The organism is Fictibacillus sp. EA-CB0309, assembly GCF_055814265.1.
Genome location: NZ_CP169271.1, coordinates 1,663,164 through 1,689,667 on the forward strand (window position 1 = coordinate 1,663,164; position 26,504 = coordinate 1,689,667).

The following is a 26,504-nucleotide window of genomic DNA, read 5'->3' on the forward strand; positions in this document are numbered from 1 at the left end:
TTTTGTTTCATACATTGTGAAGGAACTATTTTTTTAACTAAAAGTTGCTCTTAGGCAAAAAAGTTACCGAGTGAAAAAGGAGGTCTTTTTTCCATGGCACGTGCATTAAAGATTGAACAATTATATGTTTCCTACCTAGGAATCAAGTTGTTAAAGATATATCTTTTTCAGTGGAAAAAGGAAGTTTAGTCGGCATTATAGGACCGAACGGAGCAGGTAAATCCAGTATGATGAAAGCCGCATTAAACTTAATCGCTAAAGATAAAGGCGAAATTGAGGTTTTTGGAGAACCGCTTAAAAAGTGGAAGAAAAGAATCGCTTATGTTCCTCAACGTTCAGATATCGATTGGGATTTTCCTATAACGGTATTTGATGTAGTACTTTTAGGAACGTATCCAAAACTAGGTTTATTTAAAAGGCCTTCAAAAAGTGACCGAGAATGGGCTTTTGAATGTTTAAAAACTGTTGGAATGGATGAATTCAGCAACCGACAGATCGGAGAGCTTTCAGGAGGACAGCAGCAAAGAGTTTTCCTTGCCCGAGCACTTGCTCAAAGGGCAGAGTTGTTTTTTCTTGATGAACCGTTTGTTGGTATTGACGTCGCAAGTGAAGAAACAATCATTCATATATTGAGGGATCTGAAGAAAGAAGGAAAAACGATTCTAGTCGTGCATCATGATTTGAGCAAAGCGGAGTCTTACTTTGATCACTTGCTTCTACTGAACAAAAACATGATTCATTACGGTGCTTCTGAAGAAGTTCTTCAGCCAGAGGTGATCACAAAAGCTTACGCCAATCAGTTTTCATTTCTTCAGCCTAAAGGGGTGAATGTGACAACATGAGTATTTTTGAATTTTTTCAAGCGCTGCTACAATATGAGTTTTTACAGAAAGCACTCTTTACTTCCGTAGTAGTTGGGGTAATTTGCGGAATCGTAGGATGCTTCATCATCTTGAGAGGCATGGCCCTAATGGGAGATGCGATTTCTCACGCAGTATTACCAGGAGTTGCAATCAGCTATATGCTGGGCATTAACTTTTTCTTTGGAGCAGTTATTACGGGTGTGCTAACAGCTATCGGAATCGGCTATGTAAGCCAAAACAGCAGGATTAAACATGATATGGCGATTGGCATCATGTTCACAAGCATGTTTGCAGTAGGAATTGTAATCATAACGATGATGAAAAGCTCTGCAGATTTATATCATATACTCTTTGGTAATGTTCTTGCTGTAAGGATGAGTGACATGTGGATCACACTTGGAATCGGCGTATTAGTAATTGGGCTAGTCGTTCTGTTCTATAAAGAACTGCTCGTTTCAACCTTCGATCCAACAATGGCTCAAAGCTACGGACTACCGAATAAATGGATACACTATGCACTAATGGCTGTACTAACAATGGTTACGGTTGCTTCTCTGCAGACCGTTGGAATCGTTCTTGTCGTTGCCATGTTGATCACTCCTGCAGCAACGGCTTATCTTTTAACAAACCGATTGTCGGTGATGATCTATTTATCTGCATTGATTGGAGTTATTTCGTCAGTATTCGGTTTATATTTCAGCTTTACTTACAACCTGGCGTCAGGTGCGACTATCGTTTTGGTATCAGCCCTTCTTTTTGCACTTGCGTTTTTCTTCTCACCATCTCAAGGTTTAGTATGGAAGGCGCACAAATCAAGAAAAAACAGACTAGAGTTGATGGGGAAATAGGGAGGATGATTGTATGTTTAAGAGAATAGGAAGTCTCATTTTAGCTGGTTCATTATTAACGGCTGCAGCAGGTTGCAGCGTTGGCAAGGATGATTCAGAAAAGGTAGAAGTCGTTGCTACTTACTCTATCATTTATGACTTAGTCAAAAATGTTGGTGGGGACAAAGTGGACGTTCATAGCTTGGCGCCGATCGGTTCGAATCCGCATGAATATGATCCTCTTCCTGAAGATGTTTTAAAAACAACTGATGCAGATGTTGTTTTCTTTAATGGATTGAACCTTGAGGAAGGAAATTCATGGTTTAATAAGTTGTTGAAAACATCCAATAAAGAGGGTAAAGATGCGCCTGTTTACCGAGTAAGTGAAGGTGTTAAAGCCATTCACTTGGAATCTAAAGGACTTGAAAAACAATATGATCCACATGCGTGGTTAAATATTGAGAACGGCATCATCTATGTTGAAAATATTCGAGATGCGCTTATAAAAGAAGATCCAGAAAACAAAGAGTACTATAAAAGCAATGCTGAAAAATACATTAGTGAATTAAAAGCTCTTCATGATAAGACCATTTCAGAGCTAAATATGATCCCCAAAGAAAAACGTGTCCTTGTAACGAGTGAAGGGGCATTCAAATATTTCGGAGAAGCGTACAACATAGAAACAGCTTACGTTTGGGAGATCAACTCTGAGAATCAAGGATCTCCACAACAGATTAAAGATTTGGTTGATTTACTTAAAGAAAGAAACGTTCCTGCGTTATTCGTTGAAACAAGCGTAGACGCGAGAAGTATGGAAACTGTATCAAAAGAAACAGGTATTCCTATCAAAGGAAAAGTGTTTACTGACTCATTAGGGAAACCTGGTAAAGATGGGGACACGTACAAAAAAATGATGGAATGGAACACCAAAACCGTTATTGAAGGCTTAAAATAAGAGATGAAGAGGAAGCTGAGGAAACACCTTCAGCTTCTATTTTTTTGTTTTTACTGTATTTGTTTTATAATAATTAGATGCATGTTTGAAATTAAGGTGGTTAATGTATGAAGATTAAAGCAGTTTGTTTTGATATGGATGGTGTAGTTGTAGATACGATGCGCCACCATGTTAAAGCTTGGCGTTATGCATTTAATAAAAAAGGCTATGATCATGATGAGCAGGTGTTTTACTTAAGAGAAGGAATGCCAGGCAAGAAGACCATTAAAGATGTATTTAAAGTTTCTAATGTAGATGCTACGGAAGAGATCATTGAAGATATATATGTACAAAAGCGAAATTACTTTAAGAACAATGCTCAATATGAGTTTATAGAAGAAACAGTTTCGACACTAAAAAGCCTTCAAAATCATCATATACCGATTGCTTTAGTAACCGGAAGCAGAAAAGAATTCGTTACCGAAGTGCTCGAGAAACTTCCAATCACATTTCATACAATCATTACCGGTGATGATGTGAAAGAAGGAAAGCCCGCACCTGAACCCTATTTATTAGCCATGGATCAGCATCCTTACGATCCATCCGAGTGGCTGGTGATTGAGAACGCACCACTTGGTATTCAATCTGCAAAGAGTGCAGGAGCTTTTTGTTTAGCCGTAGAAACAACGCTTGATCAGAAGTATTTAAAAGAAGCCGATCAAATTGTAAAACCCAAAGAATTACAACGAACGGTTGAAAGGCTATTAAAAGGCGTTGAGTAAGAAGTTAGTTTTACCCATTTCACAGCATGTCGCTTAGGCATGTTGTTTTACTTTGTTCAGATTTCGTGTATACTATGAGACAGTCTAAATCGTACTCATTACTACTTATTTTTCATTTTCACGGAGGTTAGTCATGGAGAATAATGCAAATTCAATAGCCATTCGTGTAGATGATTTATCGTTCCATTATGGTGATAAAAATGTACTTCAACATGTAACGATGGAAATCAAAAAAGGATCTTTTTAGGGCTTGTAGGTCCGAATGGTTCAGGAAAATCTACACTAATCAAATGTATTTTAGGTCTCCAAAAGCCTCAGCAAGGGCAAGTTTATCTTTTTGGAGAAAAAGTAAATAAATTTAATGATTGGGATAAGATCGGCTATGTTTCCCAAAAAGCAAACAGTTTTAACACAGCATTTCCAGCAACAGCGTTTGAAGTTGTGTCTATGGGGCTTTTCGGCAAGGTTGGTTTGTTTCGTTTCTTAAAGGCTGCGGATAAAAAGAAAGTATGGGACGCTTTAAAATCTGTAAACATGGATAAATTTGCGCATCAGAATATTGGTGAACTCTCTGGTGGTCAGCAGCAGCGAATCTTCATCGCGCGGGCGTTAGTAAGCGACCCTGAGCTTTTAATTCTCGATGAACCGACTGTTGGCGTTGATACAGAGTCATCGGAATCTTTTTATAAGATGTTAAAAGAGCTTCATCGCGATAACAAAATGACACTTGTTTTGGTTACACATGATGTAGGGGTTATGACCAATTATGTAACTGATGTAGCATGCTTGAATAAGCAGGTTCACTTTCATGGTAATACAAAAGAATTTGAGGAAAGTTCTTCTGAAAACATGTCTGCTTTTTATGGGCATCATGTTCATGTACTCCACCATGATCATGAACACGAGTAAGGGATGGATGAATGTTACCGTTTTTAAAATATGAATTTTTACAAAACGCCTTTTTAACAGGAATTATGGTGGGACTTCTTGCTCCTGTTTTAGGGGTCTTTATTGTTGTCAGGAGGCAAGCTTTAATTGCTGATGCACTTTCCCACATTACATTAGCGGGAATCGCTGCTAACTTGTTGTTAGGAAAGTGGTCACCATTCTTTGCTGCAGCTAATCCCATATACCTTGGGATGGCTTTTTCGGTGGGTGGAGCTATTTTTATTGAACAGCTTAGAAAAGTATATAAACATTATGAAGAACTTGCTATACCGATTATCATGTCAGCAGGGATCGGTTTAAGTGTTATCTTTATTTCAATGGCAGATGGATTCAACACTGATTTGTTCAATTACCTATTTGGAAGTATTATTGCGGTCAAGAAGTCGGATGTTTGGACCGTTTTTGCTATTCTTATTGTTGTCCTGTTATTTGTTTTCTTCATGTATAAAGAATTGTTTGTTCTATCCTTTGACGAAGAGCAGGGAAAACTCTCTGGAATAAGAAGCAATTGGATCTTAGTTGCATTTATGGCGATTACGGCCTTAGTAATTGCCGCATCAATGAAAATAGTCGGTATTCTTTTGGTTTCTGCACTTATGACGCTGCCGGTTGCGGCAAGTATCCGAATCGCAAAAGGTTTTAAACAGGCAATCTTGCTTTCCGTTCTTTTTGGGGAGGTTGCCGTCATTTCAGGCATGTTTCTTTCTTATTATCTAGATCTAGCTTCAGGAGGAACCATTGTTTTATGCCTTGTTGTTATTTTATGCTTAAGTATTCTTTATAAAAAATTTACAGGTTCCAGAAAGGTGGGTCACTTGTGAAATTTGCCATGACGATAGATAAAGCAATGGAGATTCTTAAAGAAAGCGGATATAAGTATACAGAAAAAAGAAAAGATCTTCTTTCTTTATTTTCAGTGGAAAAAAGATATCTTTCTGCAAAAGATGTCCAAGAAGCACTCAAGGAAAAATACCCTGGTCTTAGTTTTGATACGATCTATCGAAATTTAACGACTTTCGTTGATTTAGGACTGCTTGAAGAAACCGAATGGGAAGGTGAAAAAAGTTTCGATTCACCTGTTCACATAATGAACACCATCACCATTTGATCTGTCTTACATGTGGGAGCACGAAATCGATCCACACATGCCCGATGGAAGTTTTGAACAGTGAATTAAACGGGTTTGACGTAACGGGTCATAAGTTTGAGATCTACGGTTATTGTACGGAATGCAAAGATTAATTTTTTTGTGTGTAATCAAGTATGTTCCTCCTTTTATTTAGCCAAGCTAAAGACAAAGGAGGTTTTTTTATGCCTGAAGTAAAATGTAACGTATCCAATTGTACCTATTGGGGGAAGGCAATAACTGTGCAGCAGATGCCATTCTTGTTGAAATTGACAAGCATGCGAATATGTCTGTTGATATGAGCGCTGATGGTAACCTCCATGGAGATGCCGCTCATAAGGATGCTGCCTATGATCCAGCTGAAACTTGTTGTCACACGTTTAGACCGAAGCACTAAACGAGGAGGCCGTAATTTGGCCTCTTTTCTTATGCCCATAACTTAACATCTATGAATTACCACTTTTAAAGCCATAATAAGAACGCTCCTTAAGACTAAAAGAGGGGGAATCATCATGGCATACGAAAGAGATGAACGTAATATAAACGAAGCTGGCTTTCGCGAAGAAATGGCGGCTGAAGCTGTACCCGTTCCTGTTAGAAGTGAGATGACACTACCTGAAAACGAGCGACCTCGTTATGCAGATAGAGAAAGAGATCACCAACATGAACATGAACACGATGTAAACCGTGAAAGAGCAGGTGGAAAAGCCGCTGGAGTCATTGCGATTATTCTTTCTGTCTTATCACTGTTCATACTTCCCGTGTTATTTGGAGCAGCAGGTATTATCGTTGGTTTTATTGCCAGAAGACAAGGTGCACATTCGCTCGGAAATTGGGCGATCGGAATAGGTGTCGTATCGATTATCATTTCGTTATTTTTCGCACCATTCTTTTAAAGGAAGAAGGAGCAAAGGAAGAAGCTGAGGCTTCTTCTTTTTTTGCGGTGAGAAAGTCGTTTTGTTGTCAGATTGTGCCGAAAATTAAATATATTTCAATTAACGTGAAATTAATTGAAATAATGTGAAATTAAATATCCATGAATAGGTTTGTATGTTGGGTAAGCACAAATAAATGTTTTGTCCTTATCAGATGTTCGGTGGTAGTAAAATATCTTACTGGAGCCTTCAAAAATGATGAAAAACGATATCTCCCATCGCGAACGGACACTATTCCTCATAAAAATAACTGGAATAAGACCGGGAAAATTGTAATCCATCCAAACAAATGAAAAAGCTCCCAATAAACGGGAGCTTTCTTAAATCTTATGTCTGCTGTGCAGCTGCTTCAGCTTTTAATTTTTCTTCATGAGCTTTTGCCAAAATATCTACTTCTTTTTTAAGTTCATCTAAAAGCTGATCTTCAGGAATTTTTCGTACGATTTCTCCATGTCGGAATAATAGTCCTTCTCCGCGAGCCCCAGCTATACCGATATCAGCTTCACGAGCTTCACCAGGTCCGTTTACAGCGCAGCCTAGAACCGCTACTTTTATAGGAGCGCGTACATTAGAGATATACTCTTCTACTTCATTAGCGATTGAAATTAAGTCGATTTCAATTCGGCCGCAAGTTGGACATGAGATCAAAGTAGCAGCATCAGAGAGAAGTCCGAATGATTTCAACAGCTCACGAGCCACTTTAACTTCTTCAACTGGATCGGCACTTAACGAAATACGTACAGTATTACCGATACCTTTGTGAAGAATGGCACCAAGTCCAGCCGCACTCTTAACAGTACCAGCAAAAAGTGTACCTGATTCTGTAATACCAAGGTGAAGCGGATAGTCAAATGCTTTTGAAGCTTTTTCATATGCTTCAATCGCTAGGTTGACATCGGATGCTTTCATGGAAACGATAATATCATGAAAATCAAGTTCCTCTAGAATTTGAATATGGTGCAGTGCGCTTTCCACCATACCATCTGCAGTAGGATATCCGTATTTTTCAAGATATTTCTTTTCAAGAGAACCTGCGTTTACACCGATTCGAATTGGAATCCCTTTAGCTTTAGCTGCTTTTACAACAGCTTCTACCTTTTCGCGGCGCCCGATGTTTCCAGGATTAATTCTGATTTTGTCAGCTCCGCCTTCGATAGCCTTAAGAGCAAGTTTATAATCAAAATGAATGTCCACTACAAGCGGAATATTAATTCTTTTCTTTATATCTGCTATCGCTTCAGCAGCGCGCATGTCTGGACATGCTACACGTACGACCTGACAGCCAGCTTCTTCTAGACGCTTTATTTCAGCTACTGTGGCTTCTACATCATGTGTCTTCGTTGTTGTCATACTCTGAACAATAACCTGATTTGTACCACCAATTGTTAAAGGTCCTACTTTTACAGGTCTTGTTTTAGAACGGTGGGTGATTTCACTCATTTGGTGAATCGCTCCTTTTTCAAATTGACAGTATTAGTCTGTCCTATCATCAGTTCATTTTAGCAGGGATTATTTTGTTTTGACAAGTAATGTTATCTATCCACCTTATTGTAAAGTGGAAATTTATATGATTTTCCTAATTGAATATTTTCTGGGTTCACTCCAGGATTTAGGGATTTGAAATCTTTTATCATGGTAACAATTGAGTAATTCCCATTCGAATTAAGCCCTTCAACAACTGAGATTAATGTTTCTCCAGGTTTAACCTCATATGTTTCATACGTTTTATTTTGCTTTTTTTCTGTTTGGATCTCCGTATTTGCATTTGCAGGTGTAGATTGAGGGAGTGTACCAATTTTTAAATCATAAGCTACTACATATAAAATAAGCATAATTGCACAGACTCTCAAGAAACGTTTCATGAATTCCCTCTCCTTTTAGCATAAATTCACATATAAGACTATATGCTTGTCCATCTTTATTATGACAAGTTTAAAGTGACTTCTTAATTGACGTTGGTGTAAAATGGTAAGGCAGGAAGGACAGAAAAAAATATTTTTCTGCGTATCTTTGTAGATGTACCGATTGGAGAGGTGAAAGTTATGAAAAAGCAAAAGTGCTCGCCCTGCTATCCATAATGGCTGCAGCATTATTTATTGCCCCTTTAAAAATGTTTGCAGACGCAGCACCCGGGGATGTCATCGTTACACTTGGACAGAACTTAACGGAAGAACAAAAGAATAGTTTATTAAAAGAAATGGATGTATCTGCTGATGTAGAGACTGTGGAAGTAACAAATGAAGAAGAACATCAATATCTAGGTGAGTATATATCGAAAGCCCAAATTGGATCAAAAGCGATCTCGTCATCAAAGATTACAATTGGCGAAAAAGATCAAGGGTTATCTGTTGAAGCAAACAATATTAACTGGGTAACAGAAGAAATGTATATGAATGCTTTAACGACTGCTGGTGTTACCGATGCAGAGATCTATGTTACAGCACCTTTTGAAGTGTCTGGTACAGCTGCATTAACGGGAATTCTTAAAGCATATGAAACAACAGCTCAGATCGAGATTCCAGAAGCACAAAAACAAGTAGCTAATGAAGAAATGGTGAAAACAGCTGAACTAGGAGAAAGAATCGGTACAAAAGAAGCAACAGAGTTAATGACTCGTGTTAAAGAGGAAATAGCAAAGAATCCGGTAAAGTCAGAAGAAGATTTGCGGGCATTAATCGAAAAAGTTGCAAAGGATATGGGCATTGAATTAACGCAGGAAGAACTGAATGGGCTTATCGCCTTGTTTAACAAGATGAAAGACCTTAATATCGATTGGGATCAGGTTCAAAGTGATCTTAAGAACATCAGTGAAAATCTTGGAGACTTCTTAAACAAGGAAGAGACACAATCATTCATCCAAAAAATAATCGATTTTCTTATCGCACTGATCGAAGCGATTAAATCACTCTTTAAATAGGCAGTAAAAAAGCGGCACATCAGCCGCTTTTTTATTTTTTTACAGGAATCTTAGTAATAGCCAGGGTGCAAATAATAAACGATAATAGCCAAAACCAGATAAAAGAGTAAGAAATTTGTACATTTAATGTAAAAAGAATAGTGAATAAAAAAGAAGGCAGGGTAATGGAATAACAGGACATAACCCATAGATGTCTATACGTAAGTCTTCTGCCAAATATTTTTGTTGCAAGAATCGCAACACCAGCTAATATGGAGGCCCCTGAAAATAATACGCCTGAGAGCAGGACAAACATAACAGCATAAATAACGGCTACTATTATAGGGAATATTCCATCTAATGAAGAAGCGAAATTTTGCATTTGAGCTGGATTTAAACCAAAGCTTTCAAAATTGGACAAGGATTGATTACCTGATAGAAGGCTTAATAAGAAAATGATTAAAACAGGGAAGATACATAATAAGGTCAGGGATAAAACATAAAGAATCGTACTTCCTACACCTAATAATCTAAATTGAGCAATCGACTTTATAGAATATAAACTTTTAACAAAACGGATATGTAATTTCATTAAAGAATCTCCTTCGTTTACTGACCATAAATAGTTTACATGAACCTAGAACTTTCGACAATAAGATTCATTTGTAAAGGAAATGTTACAAATTCCGATTTTTTATTTACACAAACTATACAAATAGAGATAATGGCAAAGGTTGATAAATGATAGTTAATAAGGAGCTGTAAACATTGAATTATCAAGAAATGTTATTTCAATTTATCGGGGGACTGGGGATCTTCTTATTCGGTATTAAGTACATGGGAGATGGCCTTCAAAATTCTGCAGGAGACCGATTACGAGAAATACTTGATAAATTAACGACAAATCCTTTTATGGGAGTTTTAGCTGGGATATTTGTAACAGTATTGATTCAAAGTAGTTCAGGCACGACCGTTCTAACGGTAGGACTTGTTAACGCGGGATTCTTAACTCTAAGGCAAGCAATCGGAGTTATCATGGGAGCAAACATTGGAACAACGATTACGTCATTCATCATAGGTATTGATGTTGGTGAATATGCTTTGCCTATTATAGCAGTTGGATCCATCTTAATCTTTTTCTTTAAAAATCCGAAGTATAACTATTTTGGACAGATTACGTTTGGTTTTGGTGCATTATTCTTAGGTCTTGAACTTATGGGTGATGGTATGAAACCATTACGCAGCCTTGAAGCATTTCAAGAGCTGACGGTTTCTATGAGTGACAACCCAATACTTGGAGTTGTGATTGGAACATTATTTACTGTAATCGTTCAGTCTTCAAGTGCAACGATTGGTATTTTGCAAGAACTTTATTCTCAGAATATGATTGATCTTAAAGCGGCACTGCCTGTATTGTTCGGGGATAATATTGGTACTACAATTACCGCTATTCTAGCAGCAATCGGTACAACAGTTGCAGCAAGACGTGCTGCACTTACACATGTAATCTTTAACTTGATTGGAACAGTCATCTTCTTGATCATTCTTGTTCCTTTCAGACATTATATTGAATTCTTAACTCAAAAGCTTGACTTAGAACCAGCTATGCAAATTGCGTTTGCTCATGGTACGTTTAATGTGACGAACGTTCTGATACAATTCTGGTTCATTGGGTTATTAGCCTTTATTGTTACCAAGCTAATTAAAGGTGAAGATGTATTGATTGAGTACAAGGCGAAACATCTTGACGAAATCGTATTAGAGACATCACCTTCACTAGCAATCAGACAAGCTAAGCAAGAAATTATTCGTATGGCCAATTATTCTCAAGCGGGATTAAAAGAAGCCATCACCTATTTAAATGAAAAAGATAAAAAGAATTCTGATCTTGCTCTTCAATATGAAGAAGCAATCAATAACTTAGATCGTCAGATAACATCTTATCTTGTTAAACTGTCTGCACATCCGTTAACACCTCAAGAATCCAATGAACACTCAATGCTTTTAGACACATCTCGTGACATTGAACGTATTGGGGATCATATGGAGAATATTATTGAACTTGTTGATTATCAACTGCGTAATAATGTTCGTTTGACAGACACGGCTAAGCAAGACTTAGATGAAATGTTCACCTTAACGGTTTCAACAGTCGATAAGGCCGTTAAAGCATTGGAAGAAGGAAACATTGAACTGGCTAAAGAAGTACTCGGATTAGAAGATAAAATCGATAAAATGGAGCGTACACTTCGTAAACAGCACATTATGCGTATGAACGAAGGACTATGCGACGGAAATGCAGGTATTGTTTTTGTTGATATTATCAGTAACCTAGAAAGAATAGGGGACCACGCTGTTAATATTGCAGAAGCTGTATTAGAGAAGTAAAATGAAGCCAGGGAAATTCCCTGGTTATTTATTTGGTCTTTTACGAGAAAGGAGAAAGAAGTGGACTATTTATATTGGTTTTTGATTGGTTTAGCGTTCGTAATCAGTTTTATTGCGTTAATCTATCCGATCTTACCTGGAGTATTATTTTTAGCTGCCGGTTTTTTAATCTATGGATTTGCTTTTTCATTTGAGCCGTTCACTCCATTATTTCTTATCGTGCAAATGCTATTGTTTATTAGTTTGTTTGTTGTTGACTACATAGGGAATGCTTATGCGGTTAAGAAAAAAGGAGGATCTAAAGCGGCTTTATGGGGAAGTACGATCGGGTTGATAGCTGGACCATTTGTAATACCTGTTGCTGGGATACTGATTGGGCCGTTTCTAGGTGCTGTAATTGCAGAACTTCTATTCCAAAGAAAAGGATTGAAATCAGCCGTTTCTGTAGGTATTGGTACGGTGCTAGCTTTCGTAGGAACAACACTGATTAAAGTCTTTACACAAGCTTTAATGATCGGTTATTTTTATTATCAAGTATTATAAATCTTCATTGCTTATTGCTGTCGGGCGTGTTATATTATTTTTGTTCTAAAAAGTACATGTGTTCGCGCAAATTCATTTTAAAAATGTTATTGACATTAATTGCGGCAACGTGATATAGTAGTTCTTGTCCTTAACAAAGTTAAGACGTTATTCCACAGTAGCTCAGTGGTAGAGCTATCGGCTGTTAACCGATCGGTCGTAGGTTCGAGTCCTACCTGTGGAGCCATTTTGGCGGTGTAGCTCAGCTGGCTAGAGCGTACGGTTCATACCCGTGAGGTCGTGGGTTCGACTCCCTCCGCCGCTACCAAAATATTTTACTAATCACGATGGCGGTCGTGGCGAAGTGGTTAACGCATCGGATTGTGGTTCCGACATTCGGGGGTTCGATTCCCCTCGTCCGCCCCATAACATTTACATAAGCTTTATCTTTGGACCCTTAGCTCAGTTGGTCAGAGCGGTCGGCTCATAACCGATTGGTCGTAGGTTCGAGTCCTACAGGGTCCACCACATAATCGAGGAGGTATACCCAAGTCCGGCTGAAGGGATCGGTCTTGAAAACCGACAGGGGTTTAACGACCCGCGGGGGTTCGAATCCCTCTACCTCCTCCATTACATATTATGATGAAAAGATTTTTGGTTTTGAAAAATTTTTGGCTCGATAGCTACGAGCGTTACAGCACGAGTATGCTGCGAGTTGTCTCGACGGATACACCCTAGAAGGGAACGTTTAGAGGAAGAGACACAGTTATTAAATAAGACCATAAAATTTTGAAAAATTTTTGGCTCGATAGCTCAGTCGGTAGAGCAGAGGACTGAAAATCCTCGTGTCGGCGGTTCGATTCCGTCTCGAGCCACCATATTATACATATTAACCTTACGGCGTGCCGTAAGGTTTTTTTATGACTATAAAGGGTACAGTGTTTAAGAATTGAAAGTTCGTTATAAATTTGATAAGGTAAACATGTTGAATACTTTCTAAACAAGTAAGTTGATTAAATGGTTTCACTTTTCAAGCTACCCTTGAAAATGAACATATAAAACTCTACATATTATAAGGAGGAAATGAACATGGCTAAATTTGAACTGCCTGCATTACCTTATGAAACAAACGCACTTGAACCGCATATCGACAAAGAAACAATGGAGATCCACCACGGTCGCCATCACAAAACATATGTTGATAATTTAAATGCAGCACTTGAAGGACAAGCTGAATTTGAAAACAAGAGCTTGGAAGATCTTCTTTCCAACCTTGATGCTCTACCGCAAAGTATCCAAAATGCTGTTAGAAACAATGGTGGTGGGCACGCTAATCACAGTCTTTTCTGGGAAGTGATCGCACCAGGCGGAGCTAACGCACCATCTGGAGAGCTTGCTGACAAAATCAACAGCAAATTTGGAAGCCTTGATGCTTTTAAAGAAGAGTTTGCGAATGCTGGTAAAACAAGATTTGGGTCTGGCTGGGCTTGGTTAGTTGTAAACAACGGAGAGCTTGAAGTAACAAGCACGCCAAACCAAGATACACCGGTTATGGAAGGTAAAACGCCAATTCTTGGACTAGATGTTTGGGAGCATGCTTACTATTTAAATTATCAAAATAAACGTCCAGATTACATTGCTGCTTTTTGGAACGTTGTAAACTGGGATGAAGTTGAAAAGCGTTATAACGAAGCAAAATAATTAATGAAAGCTGCTGGCTTGCCAGTGGCTTTTTATTATGCCTTTATCATGAATTTCATAGTTATCTGCTAACCTTACTAAAAGTTCATCAAGAGATAGATTACCGTCACCGAATGGAACAAACGATTGAATAACAAATACATTTTTAGATTGAAAAGACCAAATAAAATCTTTGTTCAGCTTCGCACTGTCCTCCAATTTTTCAAAATCAACCATTACTTCGGAGTCATGGAGCAGTTCTATATCTACTTGATCAAAAATCCAATACTCAAACATATCATCATACTCCTTTATACAATAAAAACCAATTAATGAAAAAGTGAATAGCCCCTATCTTATTGAAAGACACTAACGACGATATGTAAGGGGGCGAAAACATGAGATTAAAAAATTCATGGATACCGACCAATACCCTAGAGATTTGTTCTTATTGTTATTTGTAGGTGGTTTATTTACCTTAAGTACAGCTCTTTCAAACACGTTTGTTAACATTTTTTATGGAAACAATCTGGGGAAATCACCGATATCGCTTTTTACAATCTTTCTATTGTTGTCATGCAGCCGATCGCGTTTTATTTAGCGGGATGGTTTGCCAAAAAGATTGATCGCGTTATCGTACTCAGAATTGGTGTATTAATCCTTGCTTTATTTTATATTGGTGTCCTTTTCATGGGGTCTGTGGCAAGTAACTATATCATTGTACTTGGGGCGATGTTAGGATTAGGCTTAGGATTTTATTGGCTTGCTTTTAACGTACTGACATTGGAAGTTACCGAACCGGAGACTCGAGATTTTTTTAACGGATATCTTGGCGTATTAAATTCCTTTTCGGGTATGATTGGTCCACTTAGCGCTGGGTATATCATTACTAGGATGGACAAACATTTAGGATACGAAACAATCTTCAGCATTTCAATGGTCTTGTTTTTAATTGCTGTAGCAATTAGTTTCTTTTTAAAAAGAAGAAAAGCTCACGGTTCTTTCGGGATCACGAAGGTCATGAAGGAACGAAAAAAAGACAAAGCTTGGCTGCAGCTGCTAAGGGCACACTTTTTTCAAGGGTTTCGTGAAGGGACATTTATTTTTTTAATTGTTATTTGGGTGTATACGACCTCTAAAAGTGAGTTTGCTCTCGGTACATACGGATTTGTTCAATCCTTAGTATCTTTTGTTGGCTATTATTGTGTGTCACATTATTTAAGTCCTAAGAACAGATTGAGAGCTATATTTGTTGGAGGATTGTTGCTCTTTATTTCACCGTTTATTCTGCTTTTACCCGTTTCATTCACTCTTCTCATTGTATATGGGGTATCTGTATCAATTGCTTATCCTCTGTTGTTGGTTCCATATGTTTCATTAACGTATGATATCATCGGGAAATGCCGGGGTATTCATGAAAAAAGAATTGAGTATATCGTTGTTCGTGAAATGTATCTGAATGCAGGAAGAATCATTTCAATCATAACGTTTATCATCGTTGTCAGTCTTTTAACAGAAGAAAAAGGTATCCCTTTATTGCTGCCCATCTTAGGTGCAGGCCACTTTTTAATATATTTTTGCTTAAGAAAAGTTTCTTTTTCTGAAAGTAGACCTGAAAAAACAATTGAGCTTGCAGAAACGCAGCAAGACGGGAACAATCCTAACAAACAATAATTATCTTTTGACATAATTGCCTTGGTAAGGATACTATTATTATGTAGATATAATTACCGGTTCGTTTTAGACACCTTTTTATAAAGGTGTCTGTGCTGTTTTAAAGGGAGATTTACAATATTATGAAAACAAAAGACAATAAAAAGAAAAATCATGTACCTATTCGAATCAATGCCCTCTTTTTATCGGTATTCTTTCTCTTTTCCGTTCTGGTTCTGCGACTTGGTTATGTGCAGATCGTAAAAGGTGAAGAATATAAGCGCGATGCCTACTTAACAGAAAATGTAACAACGAAATTGGATGCTCCACGAGGCAAAATGTTTGATGCGAATTACCGGGTAGTAGTGGATAACGAGCCAGTTTTCTCTATTACATATACGAGGACACAAGAAGCAGATGCAGAAGAAAGATATCAGTTAGCAATAAAATTAGCCGACCTTATTGAAAAAGATTTTAAAGAGCTAACCGAACGAGATAAAAAAGACTATTTTATTTTTCTGAATGAGAAGGAAGTAGAATCGAGAATTTCTAAAGAAGAGAAAAAGGATACTCCTCCAGAAGAACTTTATGACCTTATGCTTCAAAAAGTAACACAAGCAGATATTGAGTCTTTTACAGATAAAGAGCTCGAAGTTCTTGCGATTAAAAGTGAAATGGATCGAGGTTACACGCTTTCTCCGCAACGAATTAAAATTGGTGCTACGGAAAAAGAAATCGCTTTGATCAGTGAACATTTACCTGAACTTGAAGGTGTTGATATAAAACCTGATGCTGAACGGTCATATCCTTACAAGGATTCTTTCCGTGATATCTTTGGTCAGGTAAAACAAATACCAAAATCAAGAATGGATTATTACACTGCACGTGGTAATGACCGTAACGATATGGTCGGAACGAGTTTTCTTGAAGAACAATACGAATCCATTTTACGTGGAACGAAGTCGAAAATAAAATATGTTACAGATAAAAAGGGTAATCCAGTTGGAGATCCTGTAGAGGAAGATGGGGCAAGAGGCAGCGACCTTATTTTGACTGTAGACATGGATCTCCAGCAAAAAGTTGAAAAAGTCATTGAAGAAAAACTAAAAGACGCCATTCGAGGCAAGTATGCATACGATAACAAAAAGTTAAATAGCGCTTATGTTGTAATGATGAATCCGAATACCGGAGAAATATTATCCATGGCGGCTAAGAAATACGACAGAAAAACAGGGAAGTTTACAGACATACCTTTTGGCAACGTTTATGACTCATATGCCATGGGATCAACGGTTAAAGGGGCTACTGTTTTAACCGGTCTTAAAGAAGGAGTTATCGAGCCAAATACAATTATTTATGATGCACCATTGACTTTTGGTGACAGCCGTCCTTTAAAATCTCATGAAAATATGGGACCTGTCGACGCTGTTGAAGCTTTAGAAAGATCTTCAAACGTATATATGTGGCATATTGCCATGCGTTTAGCTGGCTATGATTATTCTAATAAGCGCTTTAACGAGAACAAAGTTCAAGAAGCATTCAATATATTAAGAAACTCATACAGTCAATTTGGTCTTGGAGTACCAACGGGAATAGACTTGCCTTCTGAGGCAACTGGTTATAACACAGGGATGAGCAGTGAATTATCGCAAGCGATGTTCTTCTCCATCGGTCAATTCGACACATATACACCGATGCAGATGGCACAATACGTTTCTACGATTGCAAACGGTGGTCTTAGAATGCAGCCGCATCTTTTAAAAGAGGTAAGAGAACCATCCGTTGACCCAAATAAGTTAGGAAAGCTTCTTTATCGATTTGAACCTAACATTTTAAATAGGATTGAAATGAAGCAAAGTGAAATTGCAGTAGTGCAAAAGGGTTTTATGAAGTGATGAACGGCAACAACGGTACAGCTTCATGGAAATTTAAAAACAAAGATTATAATCCAGCAGGTAAAACAGGAACAGCAGAAATTGATAAAGCAACAGGTGTTGTAAATAAGACGCTTATTGGATATGCCCCTTATGATAAACCAGAGGTTGCTTTTGCTGTGGTAGTTCCGAACATAAAAGAAGGAAACACGAACAGTGAGATAGCTGAAGGTGCCCTTGATGCATATTTCTCCATGAAGAAAGAAGGTATCCCAGCTAAACCAGAAATGGAAAATGAAAGTAAAGTAGAAGAACCGCGCTAATTATTAGCGTGGTTCTTTTTTGTATGGTGAATCTTATCATAATGATCATTTCTAAAAGTTCGCTGTTTTAGAGATAGAATGTTCTACACCCTGTGGAAAGCGAGCACCCTGGAGCTTAAATCAACTACTTTTACGAGAAACGCTGTTTTCGAAAATAGCTTTTGTATAGATAAAGACTATTTGTAAAGAATAAAAACATATTCGTCGATGAACCAGTCTTAACATTATCTTTACAATTCGTTAAAACGTAATTCACATTCAAGGTTTATTGTAGAACATGTAAGAAAGAAACAAGCATTTAAAAAGGGATCATGACCTGAGAAAAATTTCTCTAACATGAAAAGACGAAAATCATATTTAGGGGGACCTATCAAGATGAAGAAAATGAAGTCTGTGTACCTTTTGGCAGTAATGTCACTAATCCTAGTTTTCGCTGCAGCATGTGGAAACAAGAGTGAAGATGGAGCTGCTGGCGGTGGAGATCTAAGCGGAAAAATCAAAATCGACGGATCATCTACAGTATTCCCTATTATGGAAGCTGTTTCTGAAGAGTTCCAAGCTGGAAATCCTGATGTTCAAGCACCAGTTGGAGTATCTGGAACTGGCGGTGGATTTGAAAAGTTTGTTCGTGGAGAACTAGATCTTGCTAACGCTTCTCGTCCGATTAAAGATGAAGAAAAAACTGCTGCTACAGATAAAGGTATTGAATTCACTGAGTTCGAATTAGCAAAAGACGGTTTGTCTGTAGTTGTTCCAAAAGAAAATGATTTCATTGATCACCTTACATTAGATGAGTTAAAAAAGATTTTCCTTGAAGAAAACGCTGCAAAAACATGGGCTGATGTTCGTGAAGGATGGCCGAAAGAAAAAATTGAAGTTTATGCGCCTGGAACGGACTCTGGAACATATGACTATTTTGACGAAGTAATCCTTGAGGAAAAACCTATGCGCCGTGACGCACAACTTTCTGAAGATGACAACGTATTAGTACAAGGTGTAACAGGTTCTAAGAATGCAATTGGCTTCTTCGGTTATGCGTACTACCAAGCCAACAAAGAAAAAGTAAAAGCAGTTCCGATTGATGGCGGAAACGGACCAGTTGAACCAACAGCTGAAACAATTGAATCAGGCGAATATGCTCCACTTTCTCGCCCGTTGTTCACTTATGTTAATAACAAATCTTTAAAAGATAACGAAGCAGTTTATGAGTACATGAAGTTTGCTCTAGAAAATGCAGGTGAACTTGCATCATCTGATTCAATCGGATATGTATCTCTTCCGAAAGAAAAATATGAAGAGCAAATGAAAAAGCTTGATGAGCTTGCAGGTAAATAATAGTCCTTTATTGAAATAAGGGTATGGTAAATAACATACAGGTGAGGAGTGGAACAAACTCCTCACCTTTAACCTGTTTAGTATTGTCGAATTATAGGAGGTCTTGTTGGTGTCAAGAGATAAATCAAACCAAAAATCAATCCGCTCTATGATTCAGGAGAATAAATCTTCAAGAAGTCAATCGGCGGTAATGGAAAAGGTAGTTCCAAAAATCTTTTTGATTTGTGCTATTATTTCAATTTTTACAACTTTAGGTATTGTATTTACATTGTTAACAGAAACATTCACATTTTTTAATCGGGTTTCAATTGTTGAGTTTTTCACAAATACACGATGGTTCCCTTTTACATCTGACGAAAATGCAGACTACGGAATTTTGGCTTTGGTGATGGGTACTTTAACGGTCACAGCCATTGCCATGGTTGTAGCTATTCCTGTAGGTCTTGCTGTAGCTATATATTTAAGTGAGTATGCATCAGCGAAAACTCGAAAGTTTATTAAACCAATTCTAGAAGTATTAGCTGGTATTCCTACAATTGTATATGGATTCTTTGCGCTAACGTTTGTAACACCTTTATTAGATAAGATTATCCCTGGAGGAATTTCGATCTTTAACGCTTTAAGCCCTGGTATAGTTGTAGGGATTATGATAATCCCTATGATTGCATCATTATCTGAAGATGCGATGAATGCTGTTCCAAACTCTATGAGAGAAGGTGCTATGGCTTTAGGAGCGACGCGTTTTGAAGTTGCTATTAAAGTGGTACTGCCCGCTGCACTATCTGGAGTAATTGCATCGTTTGTTCTAGGTATTTCAAGAGCAATTGGTGAAACCATGATCGTGACGATTGCTGGTGGATCTAGACCAACTGCTGATATTAATGTAACAGAATCTATTCAAACCATGACAGCTTATATCGTACAAGTCAGCCAAGGTGATACAGGTTATGGTACTACCATCTATTACAGTATCTATGCTGTAGGTATGACGTTGTTTGTATTTACTTTAATCATGAATTTGCTTGCTCAATTTATTTCCCGCAAGTTTAGGGAGGAATATTAATGGGTTTAATTAATAAAGAATCTATGAAAAAGAAAATGGGGAGCAGAATAGCAGCGAACGGTTTTGCTAAATTCCTGTTTATACTTGCAACATGCTTTTCCCTGCTAGTGTTAGGTGTTTTAATCTATAGAATACTATCTGAAGGGTTACCTTATCTAAGTCTAGACTTTATTACAAACTTCGCATCTAGAATGCCTGAACGTGCTGGTATTTGGGCAGCCCTGCTAGGTACCATTTGGATCATGGCGGTTACGGCACCTGTCTCATTTATCCTTGGTGTTGGAACGGCTATCTACCTAGAAGAATATGCAAAGAAAAATGCTTTTACAAAATTTGTTCAGATCAATATTTCCAATTTAGCGGGTGTTCCATCCATAGTATTTGGATTGCTGGGACTTACAATCTTTGTCCGTTTAGCTGGACTCGGATCGAGTGTTTTGGCTGGAGGATTAACAATGAGTTTATTAATTCTTCCTGTTATTGTTGTTGCTTCCCAAGAAGCAATTAGAACGGTTCCGAGAGAAATTCGAGAAGCTTCATTTGGAATGGGTGCAACAAAATGGCAAACGATTAGAAGAATTGTATTTCCTGCAGCGCTTCCGGGTATTTTAACGGGTACAATCTTAGCATTGTCACGTGCGGTTGGTGAGACAGCACCATTATTAGTATTGGGTGCATTAGCGTATGTTGCATTTGTTCCGGATGGATTGTTTTCACAGTTTACGGTACTTCCGATTCAACTTTATAATTGGACAAGCCGACCGCAAGAAGAGTTCCATATGCTTGCTGCGAGTGGAATCATCGTATTATTGATCATCTTGCTGATCATGAATTCAATCGCTGTATTTATTCGAAATAAGTTTCATAAGCGCTTCTAACAGAGAGAAGGAGGACAAAAAACATGGACATCACAATTAATAAGCAATTGGTACAAAAGGGAGAAAAAGATCAGGATTTCACACCTGTCTTTAATATAAACAACTTGAACTTATGGTATGGACAAGATCACGCACTTAAAGATATTAAATTTGATATCCCTGAAAAACAGGTTACTGCCATTATCGGGCCATCAGGGTGCGGTAAATCAACGTTTATTAAAACGTTGAACAGAATGGTTGAAATGGTTCCGATCGTTCGTATGTCCGGGGAAATTGTCTACAGAGATAAAAATATTTTTGATCCTAAATACGGTGTAGAAGAACTGCGTACACAAGTAGGTATGGTATTTCAAAAACCAAACCCATTCCCTAAATCGATTTATGAAAATGTTGCATATGGACCACGTATTCATGGTATTAAAAACAAACAAGTTCTAGACGAAGTTGTCGAAAAAAGCTTAAGAGGCGCAGCCATTTGGGATGAAGTGAAAGACCGTTTGAATGAGAATGCCTATGGTTTATCCGGAGGGCAGCAGCAGCGTCTATGTATTGCACGCTGTCTTGCAATTGAACCTGACGTAATTTTAATGGATGAACCTACATCTGCACTTGATCCAATCTCGACATTAAAAGTTGAAGAGCTTGTTCAAGAATTGAAAAAGGATTATAGCATTGTTATCGTCACACATAACATGCAGCAAGCAGCTCGTATTTCTGATCGTACAGCATTCTTCCTTAATGGAGAAGTTGTAGAGTACACAGATACAAGCACGTTGTTCTCGAATCCATCTGATAAGCGAACAGAAGATTATATTACAGGACGTTTTGGCTAATAAAAGCGAATAGGAGTGGGATAAATGGTTGTTCGTGAAAATTTTCAGCTTCAATTAGAAGAAATGAAAAACGCTATTATTCAGATTTCAAAGCTGACAGAAGAAGCTTTGCTCGTATCGGTAGAAGCTCTAAAAAATCAAGATTTAGATAAAGCATTAGAAGTAATAGAAAATGATAACAGAATAAATGTCTTAGAAGATGAGATCAATGATATGGCCATACTTTTAATCGCAAAACAAGCTCCTGTAGCGTCGGATTTAAGAAGAATTATCGCGGCTATTAAGATTTCATCTGACATTGAAAGAATGGCTGATTTCGCAGTAAATATTGCAAAATCAACGATTCGAATCGGCAAGCAGGAACTGATTAAACCACTTGAAGAACTTCCTAAAATGGCTCATCACGCTATTAAGATGCTGACTGCAGCTACAAAAGCTTACGTTGAAGAAGACGTTGCACTTGCAAAAGAACTAGCTGAAATGGATGACTATGTTGATGAAACGTATGGAAAAATTATTAAAGAGCTTCTAGAGTTAATGACCAAAAACCCTGATCACCTTTCACAAATTAGCCAATTGTTGTTTGTGTGCAGATACATTGAGCGTACGGCTGATCATGCTACAAATATTGCAGAAAGCATTATCTTCTTGGTTAAAGGAAAAAGATACGGACTGAATGATTAAATAGACTTTTTCTTAAGGCTGTTTTCGTAATATGACTGCATAAAAAAAGCAAGCGCATTAAACATTGCGCTTGCTCTTTTTTTATGTACAATTATGAACTTGTAATTTCTTTGGCGATTTCATCAAAGTTCATCTTGCTGTTTACTTGATGAGATTCAGCCCTTACTGCACCTTCTAAGTTGTTTGAACGTAAATATTTCAAGAACTCTTTGCTGTCTTTAATGATATTTCCTTTTTGTAAAAGATCACAAACTTCACCAGTTGTCATTCCTTGAGTGATTGTCAAAGTCATTTCAGCAACTTTTTCTTCCTCTTTTACAGGAGCGGTCTTAGGTTCTTCCTTTGTTGCTGGAACAGCAACAGTATTTTGTGTTTCTTTTAATGTAGTAAATTCTTCTTTTGAAATTGCTATTTCGCCTTTTTCAGAAAGATATTGAGATACGGTTTCATCTGTCAAAACAGAATCTGTATCTGTATCAGCTGTATAATAAAAACCAGCTAAAATACCAGTTGAAAGAATAATACCTGCTGAAAATCCGCGAAGGTTTTTGCTTGTCATACCCATTTCCCTCACAAATTTAGTTCTTATCGTTAATCATCATTTCGTCTTCAAGAACTTTTAATTTCTTTTTTATTTGATAGATTTCTTTCATTAGCTGAATCGTGAAATTTTCTAGCTGGGTTTCAACTGAGTTTTCTCGATTTTTTCTAAAGGAAAGAATCAAAAGAATAACACCTACAAGTAACAATCCAAAAATAGCAAACTCCATAATATCCTCCCTAAAATAAAGCTATACACTTTACTTTTATAACATAGTATTGACCCGTGGTATAGGGTTTTTCGCAAATGTTTACATAAATTGCTACGATTCGACTATTTTCACGCAACCCGTGATAGAGGTTGGAAGTCGCCATGCAAAATCAATAGCGTTTTTTGTCCTACTTTGTCAATTTGACAGAATAATCTGACGGAGCAACCGGTTACAAAAACTTTACATATACGGAAATCTCAAGTGGGGTATGGAAGCGCCATTTTTCGACTTTTTTGACACATTGTATATAAAAATATCCAGTGATACGATTATTAAAAATACTAGGTATAATCTTTAGTTTACTAGAATAATTGATTAGGATGAGGTGATGAACTTGATCGAAGATATTGTGAAGTTAAAGGAAAAAGGCCTTACGTTACAAGAGATCGCACAAAGAATGAACATGTCTTTAGGAAAGGTTCAATACCGCTGGAATAAATACCGCCAGCAGCAAACACCATTGAATCACGAACTTTCTCCTCAAGCTGTTGAACAGAAGGAAAAGTGGTCGATGCCATATGAATACGAAGAAGATAATGTGTGTTTAATGCCAAGAACACCTGATAGTTTGTATGCATATTGGAGTTTTACAGATTCCATAAAGCAGATGGCAGAACATCATTTCCGCACAAAATGGGAAGAACTTCCTTCTGTGTTAAAGATCTATGATGTAACCGACATAGATTTTTTGGACATAACGCACACCGAACTTTTGAAGTAGAGATCCCTCCAATGACAAATAATTGGTTTATTCAACCTTTAGAATCTGGAAGGACATTTATTGTGGATATTGGAACGCGCACTTTTGATGGAAGCTTTTTCACACTGCTGCGATCAAATCCAGCTGAAACAAGTCCGGATCTTTATAACAGTTTGCAAGATGAAAAGATAGAGCGATGGAAACATCAGGATGTTAACGAGCCTGAATGGCTGGAGAACTTTTCAACCTATTCGTACTATCAAAAAATCAGATAGGAGAGTAAAACATGTCTAACGGGTATTTTTCATTGGTCTTGCACGCTCACCTTCCTTATGTGAGGCATAAAGAAGCAAATCGATTAGAGGAAAGATGGGTATTTGAGGCACTTACTGAGACTTACATCCCGTTATTGTGGGTACTCGAAGAACAGCCTGAATTCTTGTCTTGGACCTTATCGTTTTCACCACCACTTCTTGAACTATTAAACGATCCAGTGATTCAGAAACGATATTTAGAACATTTAGATCTTACAATAAAACTTGTTCAAAAAGAGAAAAAACAATCTGCTATTACGGAAGAAAAAGAAATCATTCAATTTTACGAAGAACGTTATAAAAGAATCATGGAAACTTACCAAAAACATGATTGTAAAGTTACAAACGCTTTTAAACGTTTTATGGAGCAAGGGAAGGTCAATTGCATTACTTCTTCGGCTACCCACGCCTTCCTTCCATATGTTCAAACAGAACAAGCATTAAAAGCTCAAATCCTTGCTGGAGTTCAAACATTTGAAAAGTATTTCGGTGAGAAGCCTAAAGGGTTTTGGCTCCCAGAATGCGCATATTCCCCTGGAGTAGACAAAGTGTTAGCAGAAGCTGGAATTCTCTATACCTTTGTAGATGAGGAAACTTTGCTAAGAAGCAAGCCCGCTCCGTCTAAAGGAATTGGGGCGCCCGTTTATTCTCCGCATGGAGTGGCATTGTTCTCAAGAAATCAATGTATTTCTGAGACGATTTGGAACTCATCCATTGGTTATCCTGGAGATTATGATTATCGTGAGTTCTATCGTGATGTAGCCTATGAGCGTGACTATGAGTACATTAAGAGCTTTATACATCCTGATGGTATAAGGATTGATACTGGATTAAAGTATTGGCGTATTACTGGAAAAACAGAAAATAAAGATTGGTACCAAAGAGATTGGGCTTTAAATAAACTGCAACAACATGCATCCGATTTTAGTAACCGAATTACAGAATATCTACATAACAACAAACAATCTTATCCTCCTCAGCTCATAACTGCACCATTTGATGCAGAACTATTTGGACACTGGTGGTTTGAAGGACCTGAATTTTTACTTCAAGCAATGAATGTTTCAACTGACAAAGACATCACGTGGATTACACCTCAAGAATTTTTAAACCGACACTATCAAGACCTTGAAACCGTTAGACCATGTTTCTCAACATGGGGAAAAAATCAAACAGGTGAAGTATGGTTAAACGAAACCAACGCCTGGATGTATAGACACCTGCATCACTGTGAAAGAAAGCTAGTTGAGCTTGCCGCTTATCTTTCAAATGGCAAAGTAAACATCGTCGTTGAACGATACGCTAATCAGATGGTAAGAGAGTGGATGCTTGCTGCTAGTTCTGACTGGGCTTTTATCGTTGAAGGTAATAGTGCCTCACAGTATGCAAAGAACCGTTTTCAGCAACACATTGAAAGGTTCAATGAACTGAATGATTCCATCTATAACCAGAACTATAACCCGGAAGAAATTTCAGCCTACGAAAATGAATTCCCTTTTCTTATGACAGATCTCTGGCAATTCTTTAAAAATTCGCATGATGAATACGTGGAAGCTCACTACAACAAGAAAGAAGGTAACGGAAAGAAAATTTTGATGCTATCTTGGGAGTTTCCTCCGATGGTAGTAGGTGGATTAGCAAGACACGTATTTGATCTATCAAGAAAGTTGGTAGATCAAGGATCTGAAGTTTATGTTGTGACATCTGCGGTTGAGGGATATCCAGAACATGAAGTCAATAATGGTGTTCATGTTTATAGGGTTGCAGGTAAACAGCCGAATTTTGAATCGTTCTTCCATTGGACAGGAAGTTTGAATATGGCGATGGCTGAACAAGCGATTTCTCTTGCTAAAAAGTTTGATTTTGATTGTATACACGCTCATGATTGGCTGGTTTCTGTTGCTGCTCTCGCCATAAAGAAGGAACTTAATGTTCCGCTAATAACTACGATTCATGCAACTGAGCATGGAAGGAATAATGGAATTACATCTCCGCTTCAATATGAAATCAACCAAAAAGAATGGGAACTCATGGATGGTTCGGACAGTCTTATTGTGTGCAGTAAATACATGAAAAAGAATTAATCGATGTTTTTAGCATTCCAGAAGAGAAGATTACGATTCTTCCAAATGGC

Annotated in this window: 22 protein-coding genes, 6 tRNA genes and 6 pseudogenes; 28 read left to right on the forward strand and 6 right to left on the reverse strand. The window is 37.6% G+C overall.

The features are described from left to right. Window positions 1-93: 93 nt before the first annotated feature. The 9 genes and pseudogenes from ACEWFH_RS09155 (at window position 94) to ACEWFH_RS09195 (ending at window position 6,376) form a co-directional block, all read left to right on the forward strand. Window positions 94-842: pseudogene (locus ACEWFH_RS09155) on the forward strand (metal ABC transporter ATP-binding protein). Next, window positions 839-1,711, forward strand: a complete 873-nt coding sequence (locus tag ACEWFH_RS09160; protein WP_473726932.1) for a metal ABC transporter permease — start codon at window positions 839-841, stop codon at window positions 1,709-1,711. The pseudogene ACEWFH_RS09155 and the gene ACEWFH_RS09160 overlap by 4 nt, the downstream one beginning before the upstream one ends. A 13-nt stretch (window positions 1,712-1,724) precedes the next feature. Then, window positions 1,725-2,645: a metal ABC transporter solute-binding protein, Zn/Mn family gene (locus ACEWFH_RS09165; protein ID WP_473726933.1), complete on the forward strand. Its 921-nt coding sequence runs from the start codon at window positions 1,725-1,727 to the stop codon at window positions 2,643-2,645. Window positions 2,646-2,752: 107 nt separating this feature from the next. Continuing rightward, entirely contained in the window at window positions 2,753-3,406 is a 654-nt protein-coding gene (locus ACEWFH_RS09170; RefSeq protein ID WP_473726934.1) for an HAD family hydrolase, read from the forward strand. A 133-nt stretch (window positions 3,407-3,539) separates the two neighbouring features. After that, window positions 3,540-4,315, forward strand: a pseudogene (locus ACEWFH_RS09175) (metal ABC transporter ATP-binding protein). Window positions 4,316-4,326: 11 nt separating this feature from the next. Next, window positions 4,327-5,175 carry a metal ABC transporter permease gene (locus tag ACEWFH_RS09180; protein ID WP_473726935.1) on the forward strand — a complete coding sequence of 283 codons (849 nt, stop codon included), beginning with the start codon at window positions 4,327-4,329 and terminating at the stop codon, window positions 5,173-5,175. Between the two features lie 8 nt (window positions 5,176-5,183). Further along, window positions 5,184-5,596: pseudogene (locus ACEWFH_RS09185) on the forward strand (Fur family transcriptional regulator). Between the two features lie 107 nt (window positions 5,597-5,703). Further along, window positions 5,704-5,877: a DUF1540 domain-containing protein gene (locus ACEWFH_RS09190; RefSeq protein WP_473726936.1), complete on the forward strand. Its 174-nt coding sequence runs from the start codon at window positions 5,704-5,706 to the stop codon at window positions 5,875-5,877. A 115-nt stretch (window positions 5,878-5,992) separates the two neighbouring features. Beyond that, window positions 5,993-6,376: a hypothetical protein gene (locus tag ACEWFH_RS09195; protein WP_473726937.1), complete on the forward strand. Its 384-nt coding sequence runs from the start codon at window positions 5,993-5,995 to the stop codon at window positions 6,374-6,376. A 366-nt stretch (window positions 6,377-6,742) separates the two neighbouring features. On the opposite strand, the gene ispG is transcribed toward ACEWFH_RS09195, so the two are convergent. Both ispG and ACEWFH_RS09205 read right to left on the reverse strand, forming a co-directional pair. Next, window positions 6,743-7,855 carry a flavodoxin-dependent (E)-4-hydroxy-3-methylbut-2-enyl-diphosphate synthase gene (gene ispG / locus ACEWFH_RS09200; RefSeq protein ID WP_473726938.1) on the reverse strand — a complete coding sequence of 371 codons (1,113 nt, stop codon included), beginning with the start codon at window positions 7,853-7,855 and terminating at the stop codon, window positions 6,743-6,745. Window positions 7,856-7,947: 92 nt separating this feature from the next. Beyond that, window positions 7,948-8,277, reverse strand: coding sequence for a LysM peptidoglycan-binding domain-containing protein (locus tag ACEWFH_RS09205; protein WP_473726939.1), 330 nt, complete (start codon window positions 8,275-8,277; stop codon window positions 7,948-7,950). Window positions 8,278-8,492: 215 nt separating this feature from the next. Between ACEWFH_RS09205 and ACEWFH_RS09210 the strand changes: the two genes are divergently transcribed. Next, entirely contained in the window at window positions 8,493-9,332 is an 840-nt protein-coding gene (locus ACEWFH_RS09210; protein WP_473727258.1) for a DUF1002 domain-containing protein, read from the forward strand. A 31-nt stretch (window positions 9,333-9,363) separates the two neighbouring features. Here ACEWFH_RS09210 and ACEWFH_RS09215 read toward each other — a convergent pair whose 3' ends face one another. Continuing rightward, window positions 9,364-9,903: a DUF1189 family protein gene (locus ACEWFH_RS09215; RefSeq protein ID WP_473726940.1), complete on the reverse strand. Its 540-nt coding sequence runs from the start codon at window positions 9,901-9,903 to the stop codon at window positions 9,364-9,366. Window positions 9,904-10,094: 191 nt separating this feature from the next. Between ACEWFH_RS09215 and ACEWFH_RS09220 the strand changes: the two genes are divergently transcribed. The 9 genes from ACEWFH_RS09220 to ACEWFH_RS09260 all read left to right on the forward strand — a co-directional run bounded on the left by ACEWFH_RS09220 (window position 10,095) and on the right by ACEWFH_RS09260 (window position 13,922). After that, window positions 10,095-11,699: a Na/Pi cotransporter family protein gene (locus ACEWFH_RS09220; protein WP_473727259.1), complete on the forward strand. Its 1,605-nt coding sequence runs from the start codon at window positions 10,095-10,097 to the stop codon at window positions 11,697-11,699. A gap of 60 nt (window positions 11,700-11,759) precedes the next feature. Beyond that, a complete protein-coding gene (locus tag ACEWFH_RS09225; protein WP_473726941.1) occupies window positions 11,760-12,242 on the forward strand; it encodes a DUF456 domain-containing protein in 483 nt (160 codons plus the stop codon). A 151-nt stretch (window positions 12,243-12,393) separates the two neighbouring features. Next, a tRNA-Asn gene (locus ACEWFH_RS09230) sits at window positions 12,394-12,468 on the forward strand. Window positions 12,469-12,472: 4 nt separating this feature from the next. Then, window positions 12,473-12,549: transfer RNA gene (locus tag ACEWFH_RS09235), tRNA-Met, on the forward strand. A gap of 22 nt (window positions 12,550-12,571) precedes the next feature. After that, window positions 12,572-12,647 (forward strand) — tRNA-His (locus ACEWFH_RS09240). A gap of 25 nt (window positions 12,648-12,672) precedes the next feature. Then, window positions 12,673-12,749, forward strand: a tRNA-Ile gene (locus ACEWFH_RS09245). Window positions 12,750-12,758: 9 nt separating this feature from the next. After that, window positions 12,759-12,851, forward strand: a tRNA-Ser gene (locus tag ACEWFH_RS09250). 172 nt (window positions 12,852-13,023) lie between these two features. After that, window positions 13,024-13,099: transfer RNA gene (locus ACEWFH_RS09255), tRNA-Phe, on the forward strand. A gap of 211 nt (window positions 13,100-13,310) precedes the next feature. Next, window positions 13,311-13,922: a superoxide dismutase gene (locus ACEWFH_RS09260; RefSeq protein WP_473726942.1), complete on the forward strand. Its 612-nt coding sequence runs from the start codon at window positions 13,311-13,313 to the stop codon at window positions 13,920-13,922. On the opposite strand, the gene ACEWFH_RS09265 is transcribed toward ACEWFH_RS09260, so the two are convergent. Beyond that, the gene (locus tag ACEWFH_RS09265; protein ID WP_473726943.1) at window positions 13,923-14,198 is read right to left on the reverse strand and encodes a hypothetical protein; all 276 of its coding nucleotides are present in this window, start codon (window positions 14,196-14,198) and stop codon (window positions 13,923-13,925) included. A 118-nt stretch (window positions 14,199-14,316) separates the two neighbouring features. On the opposite strand from ACEWFH_RS09265, the pseudogene ACEWFH_RS09270 reads away from it, so the two are divergent. The 7 genes and pseudogenes from ACEWFH_RS09270 (at window position 14,317) to phoU (ending at window position 22,544) form a co-directional block, all read left to right on the forward strand. Continuing rightward, window positions 14,317-15,575 (forward strand): annotated as a pseudogene (locus ACEWFH_RS09270) (MFS transporter). 122 nt (window positions 15,576-15,697) lie between these two features. Continuing rightward, a pseudogene (locus ACEWFH_RS09275) lies at window positions 15,698-17,751 on the forward strand (penicillin-binding transpeptidase domain-containing protein). Between the two features lie 375 nt (window positions 17,752-18,126). Then, window positions 18,127-19,086, forward strand: a complete 960-nt coding sequence (locus ACEWFH_RS09280) for a PstS family phosphate ABC transporter substrate-binding protein (protein ID WP_473726944.1) — start codon at window positions 18,127-18,129, stop codon at window positions 19,084-19,086. 106 nt (window positions 19,087-19,192) lie between these two features. After that, window positions 19,193-20,149 carry a phosphate ABC transporter permease subunit PstC gene (gene pstC / locus ACEWFH_RS09285; protein ID WP_473726945.1) on the forward strand — a complete coding sequence of 319 codons (957 nt, stop codon included), beginning with the start codon at window positions 19,193-19,195 and terminating at the stop codon, window positions 20,147-20,149. Then, a complete protein-coding gene (gene pstA / locus ACEWFH_RS09290) occupies window positions 20,149-21,027 on the forward strand; it encodes a phosphate ABC transporter permease PstA (RefSeq protein ID WP_473726946.1) in 879 nt (292 codons plus the stop codon). The genes pstC and pstA overlap by 1 nt, the downstream gene beginning before the upstream one ends. A 35-nt stretch (window positions 21,028-21,062) precedes the next feature. After that, complete coding sequence (pstB, locus tag ACEWFH_RS09295) at window positions 21,063-21,860, forward strand: phosphate ABC transporter ATP-binding protein PstB (RefSeq protein WP_473727260.1); 798 nt, start codon at window positions 21,063-21,065, stop codon at window positions 21,858-21,860. A 24-nt stretch (window positions 21,861-21,884) separates the two neighbouring features. After that, window positions 21,885-22,544 (forward strand): phosphate signaling complex protein PhoU, encoded by a 660-nt coding sequence (gene phoU / locus ACEWFH_RS09300; RefSeq protein ID WP_473726947.1) that lies wholly within the window; start codon window positions 21,885-21,887, stop codon window positions 22,542-22,544. A gap of 91 nt (window positions 22,545-22,635) precedes the next feature. Here the strand turns inward: phoU and ACEWFH_RS09305 are convergent, their stop codons facing one another. Both ACEWFH_RS09305 and ACEWFH_RS09310 read right to left on the reverse strand, forming a co-directional pair. Beyond that, window positions 22,636-23,103 carry a hypothetical protein gene (locus ACEWFH_RS09305; protein ID WP_473726948.1) on the reverse strand — a complete coding sequence of 156 codons (468 nt, stop codon included), beginning with the start codon at window positions 23,101-23,103 and terminating at the stop codon, window positions 22,636-22,638. 19 nt (window positions 23,104-23,122) lie between these two features. Continuing rightward, a complete protein-coding gene (locus ACEWFH_RS09310; RefSeq protein ID WP_188401863.1) occupies window positions 23,123-23,314 on the reverse strand; it encodes a hypothetical protein in 192 nt (63 codons plus the stop codon). 589 nt (window positions 23,315-23,903) lie between these two features. On the opposite strand from ACEWFH_RS09310, the pseudogene ACEWFH_RS09315 reads away from it, so the two are divergent. Continuing rightward, window positions 23,904-24,331 (forward strand): annotated as a pseudogene (locus tag ACEWFH_RS09315) (DUF4912 domain-containing protein). A gap of 11 nt (window positions 24,332-24,342) precedes the next feature. Further along, the gene (locus ACEWFH_RS09320; protein WP_473726949.1) at window positions 24,343-26,454 is read left to right on the forward strand and encodes a 1,4-alpha-glucan branching protein domain-containing protein; all 2,112 of its coding nucleotides are present in this window, start codon (window positions 24,343-24,345) and stop codon (window positions 26,452-26,454) included. The last annotated feature ends 50 nt before the right edge of the window (window positions 26,455-26,504 follow it).